This window comes from Parasphingorhabdus sp. (assembly GCF_036963705.1).
Taxonomy (GTDB): Bacteria; Pseudomonadota; Alphaproteobacteria; order Sphingomonadales; family Sphingomonadaceae; genus Parasphingorhabdus.
Genome location: NZ_JBALUT010000119.1, coordinates 1 through 4,452 on the forward strand (window position 1 = coordinate 1; position 4,452 = coordinate 4,452).

Below are 4,452 nucleotides of genomic sequence, written 5' to 3' on the forward strand. Positions count from 1 at the left end.
GTCGAACCGTCATCCTCACCGGTGATCAGCGGCGGCCAGCCCGGCCCGCACCCGATCCAGGGCATCGGCGCCGGCTTCATCCCCGGCAATCTGCACACGCAGAGCATAGACGGAGCGATCAAGGTCGAGCCGGCCGATGCCAAAGCCATGGCCCTGAGAGCGGCAAAGGAAGAAGGCATGCTGGTTGGCATATCATCGGGTGCCACCCTGGCAGCCATTGCACAGAAGCTGCCCGAACTCGGCAGTGGTGCAAAAGTCCTCGGTTTCAATTATGACACCGGTGAACGTTACTTGTCCGTCCCAGAGTTTTTGCCCGAAGAATGAGCTCCATCGAGATCCAGAATTTCACCTATCGACATGGTGATATAGAATTGGCCGGTTATATGGCTCAACCCAGCCGCTATCCGCGCGGGGCGATTTTGATCGTGCCGACCATCGTCGGACCGACAAAGCAGATGCATGATCGCGCCAGATGGCTTGCCTCATTGGGTTATAGCGCGATGGTCTGTGACCTTTATGGAAAGGGCGCGATCGAAGACATGCGCGAAGCACGCACGCTGGCGAACGAATTGCGTGCGGATGCAGAATATTACCGCGAACGGTTCCGCTGCGCGCTCGCTCAATTGCGCGAACGGTCAAAGCTCGGCAACCACCGGATCGCTGCAGTCGGCTATGGCATGGGCGGCGAAATCGTCCTTGAAATGGCCCGGAGTGGCGAGGATGTAGCGATAGTGGTCAGTTTTCACGGCCTTCTGGCGACGCCTTTGCCAGCCAAGCGCGGGATGATAAAAAGCCGGATTCTGGTGTTCCAGGGCCGCGCCGACCCACTGGTGCCACCGAAACAGGTTCGTTCATTTCAGGAAGAAATGGATTTTTCCGGCGCCGATTGTCACGTGCACATCTATTCGGGCGTGCTCCACGGGTTCACCGATATCAACAGCAGCTCGAGATCGATGGACTCGGTCAAATATGACGCCTCGGCAGACCGTCAAAGCAAGGCGGCGATGCTCAGCATGTTTGAAGAAGTATTCGAAACCAATAAAACTCCAGGCCAATATCAGTAAAACACCGGACCAATATCAGGCCCGGTGTTTCGCAATTATCGAATTGCCTGGCTTAGTCAGGCTTTCCATCACCATTATTGTCGAGCAGTTCGGGTTGTCCGTCTCCGTCGGAATCCCACGCGTCCGGTTGACCGTCACCGCTGCGATCCCAGGCGTCCATTAGGCCATCACCATCCGTGTCTATGGTCGGGGCCGGGATTTCGGACTGCACCTCATCCGAGAGTTCAGGCTCTGCGGCACTGGCTGCTACGGACAATCCCAATCCGACAGTAATCAGATAGGGAGTGATCCGGCGGAGGCGCTTTGAGGCTGTATTGGAATGCATTGCATATACTCCTTATGCATATCATTCCCCTGTCACCCGCTTGCTGACGGATTTCCGATCTCGGGTCCAGCGGCCTTCGACCATATGGTTCAAAGTGGCGCTAAACGGCTGATTTCTGCAGTCTGTCGGCAAATATGCACTCTTCATCGGACCCCGCCATTGATGTGGTCTTTGACAGATTATCGGCATCAGTTTGTCGAAAAATGGTCACATTCTCCGCTATAATGACAAGAACGGGTCCGGGACAGTTCAACGGAAAGGTTGTCAGCCATGTCCAGGAAGAAGGTTCAGGAAGCGGCCTCGGCGGCGGTAGAATCAAATAGCCGGCCATTGATTATCAAGCTTGGCAAACGTCTGCGCGGGGCGATGAACAGAATATCAGCGGCCCAATCAAAAATCCCGAACGGGCCGATCCTTCAGGCCAGCGCATTTCCGTGGACCGATTGCCTGACCAAAAGCTGGCAGGCAATCGCACAGGAAGCCGCTTCGATTCTGCGTCACCGCGATGCTGTGCCGCCGCTCAACGATATTTCACCCGACCATGCCAGGATTGCCGGCGATGGCAACTGGCGCTCGTTCTTTCTGGTCGGCTATGGTTATGAAGTTCCGGAAAACTGTGCGCGCGCTCCGCTTACGGCAGAACTGGTCCGCCGGATTCCCGATCTCAATTCCGCATTTTTTTCCATCCTCGAACCCGGAGCTGTCATTCCCCGGCATCGCGGTGTCACTCGTGGCTTGGTTACCTGTCATCTGGGCTTGATCATTCCCGATCAGCCGGAAGACTGCACGATGCAGGTAGAAGCGACGAATTGCTTCTGGGAAAAAGGCAAATGGCTGGTCTTTGACGATAGCCAGTATCACGAAGTGCACAACCGGACCGAACAGCGGCGGGTCATCCTGCTGATACAGGTAAAACGCCCGATGCGTTTGCTCGGCAGGCTTGCCAACGATCTGGCCATATGGGGCATTCGCCGGTCACCCTTTGTACAGGATGCCCGGCAAAACCTCGTCAAATGGGAAGAAGCCTATCAGCAAGCGGAGCAGAATGAAGCCGCTTGATGAAACCGATCAGGCAACCCCGAACATTTCAGGGTCCAGCGCCATGATCGATTCGCTGCCGCCTTCGATCTTGCGGCGGAGCGATCCGGCATCGGGCAGGAAACGTTCCGAGAAATATTGCGCGGTCACCAGTTTGGCTTCGTAATATTTCGGATTATCGGTGCCCGCATCCAGTGCTGCCTGAGCAGCCTTGCTCATCCGCAACCACATCAGTCCAAGGGATACAATGCCCATCATGTGCATATAATGATAAGCGCCGGCACCGGCGTTGTTCGGATTGGTCATGCCGTGCTGCATGAACCACATTGTTGCGGCCTGAAGTTCGCCATTGGCCTTTTCCAGCGCTCCGGCAAATCCAGCCAATTTCTCGTGGCCCTTGGCTTCGGCAATTTCGTCAGCCACCACTTTGAAAAAGGCCTGCACCGCACGACCGCCCTTATAGCCAAGCTTGCGCCCGACAAGGTCCATCGCCTGGATACCGTTGGTGCCTTCATAAATCATCGCAATCCGTGCATCGCGCACAAATTGTTCCATACCCCATTCCCGGATATAGCCGTGTCCGCCATATACCTGCTGCGATTCCGTGGCGATCTGATAGCCCATGTAGGTGCCATAACCTTTGACCACAGGGGTCAGCAGACTGACGAGATCATTGGCCAGTTCGCGCTCTTCCTCGGTTTCGGCCTTGTCCGCAAGATCGACCTGCAACGCGCCCCAGAGAACCAAAGCGCGCATCGATTCGGTAAATGCCTTGCCGTCCATCAGCATCCGGCGGACATCGGGGTGGACGAATAATGTGTCCGCTTTTTCTTCCGGATCCTGTGCTCCGGTCAGCGCCCTGCCCTGACGACGGTCACCGGCATAGACAACCGCGTTTTGATAAGCGATTTCGCCCTGGGCGAGGCCCTGCAGACCAACGCCGAGACGCGCCGCGTTCATCATGATGAACATCGCGCGCAGACCCTTATTTTCTTCGCCGACCAGATAACCGGTCGCGCCGTCATAGTTCATGACGCAGGTCGCATTGCCGTGAATGCCCATTTTTTCTTCAATCGATCCACAGCTTACGCCGTTGCGCTCGCCCAATGTTCCATCTTCATTGACCAGGAATTTCGGGACGATGAAGAGCGAAATACCTTTCGAGCTGTCTGGAGCACCCGGAGTTTTTGCCAAAACGAGGTGAATGATATTCTCGGCCATGTCATGCTCGCCAGCCGAGATGAAAATCTTCTGGCCAGTAATCGAATAGCCGCCTGCTATTGGTTCCGCCTTGGTGCGGATCAGTCCCAGATCGGTGCCGCAATGCGCTTCGGTGAGGTTCATTGTTCCGGTCCATTTGCCCGAAATCATCTGGGTGGCGTAGATCTGTTTTTGCTCTTCGCTACCTTCCGTGAGGATCGAGGCAATCGCGCCCTGGGTCAGGCCGGTGTACATTTCCAGCGCCTGATTGGCCGAAACCATAAACTCCATGACCGCGTTGCCGACTACCCGCGGCAATCCCTGACCACCAAATTCTTCTGGCGAGGACAAGGTCGTCCAGCCGCCGTCAGTCAGTTGCTGATAGGCTTCCTTGAAACCCTTTGGCGTCGTTACCGAGCCATCTTCGTGACGGGTGCACCCTTCTTCATCGCCTGATTGGTTGAGCGGATGGAGCACTTCCGTTGAAAATTTTCCGGCCTCGGTGAGAATTGCGTCGACCATTTCCGGTGTCGCATTTTCAAAGCCGGGCACGTTCGCATATTTTTCGAGATTGAGAACTTCGTTGAGAATGAACCGGACTTCGCCGATCGGTGCGGTATAACTAGGCATGATATATAACTTTCTACTCAAATGGGGCAACCGGATGGTACCGGCGTTAATCCTCTATTGATGCTGCGCTTTTGCGTCCGCCATGGCGTCCTGCACAGTCTTGATAAAGCCGGTCAGTTCCTTGATCGAACTGTCGATGTCGGCGCGCTGCTTCTTCAGCGTATCGACCTTTTCCTGGCATTTTTCGACGGTAAC

Annotated in this window: 5 protein-coding genes; 3 read left to right on the forward strand and 2 right to left on the reverse strand. The window is 55.5% G+C overall.

The window, feature by feature from the left end; translation table 11 throughout:
* Both V7680_RS14960 and V7680_RS14965 read left to right on the forward strand, forming a co-directional pair.
* Positions 1–324: pyridoxal-phosphate dependent enzyme (locus V7680_RS14960; protein WP_335654058.1), on the forward strand; the 324-nt coding region annotated here is incomplete at its 5' end.
* A complete protein-coding gene (locus V7680_RS14965) occupies positions 321–1,064 on the forward strand; it encodes a dienelactone hydrolase family protein (protein ID WP_335654059.1) in 744 nt (247 codons plus the stop codon). The genes V7680_RS14960 and V7680_RS14965, both read left to right, overlap by 4 nt.
* Before the next feature lie 52 nt (positions 1,065–1,116).
* Here V7680_RS14965 and V7680_RS14970 read toward each other — a convergent pair whose 3' ends face one another.
* Entirely contained in the window at positions 1,117–1,389 is a 273-nt protein-coding gene (locus tag V7680_RS14970) for a hypothetical protein (RefSeq protein WP_335654060.1), read from the reverse strand.
* 270 nt (positions 1,390–1,659) lie between these two features.
* On the opposite strand from V7680_RS14970, the gene V7680_RS14975 reads away from it, so the two are divergent.
* A complete protein-coding gene (locus tag V7680_RS14975; protein ID WP_335654061.1) occupies positions 1,660–2,448 on the forward strand; it encodes an aspartyl/asparaginyl beta-hydroxylase domain-containing protein in 789 nt (262 codons plus the stop codon).
* A 9-nt stretch (positions 2,449–2,457) separates the two neighbouring features.
* On the opposite strand, the gene V7680_RS14980 is transcribed toward V7680_RS14975, so the two are convergent.
* Positions 2,458–4,257: an acyl-CoA dehydrogenase C-terminal domain-containing protein gene (locus V7680_RS14980; RefSeq protein ID WP_335654062.1), complete on the reverse strand. Its 1,800-nt coding sequence runs from the start codon at positions 4,255–4,257 to the stop codon at positions 2,458–2,460.
* Between the last annotated feature and the right edge of the window lie 195 nt (positions 4,258–4,452).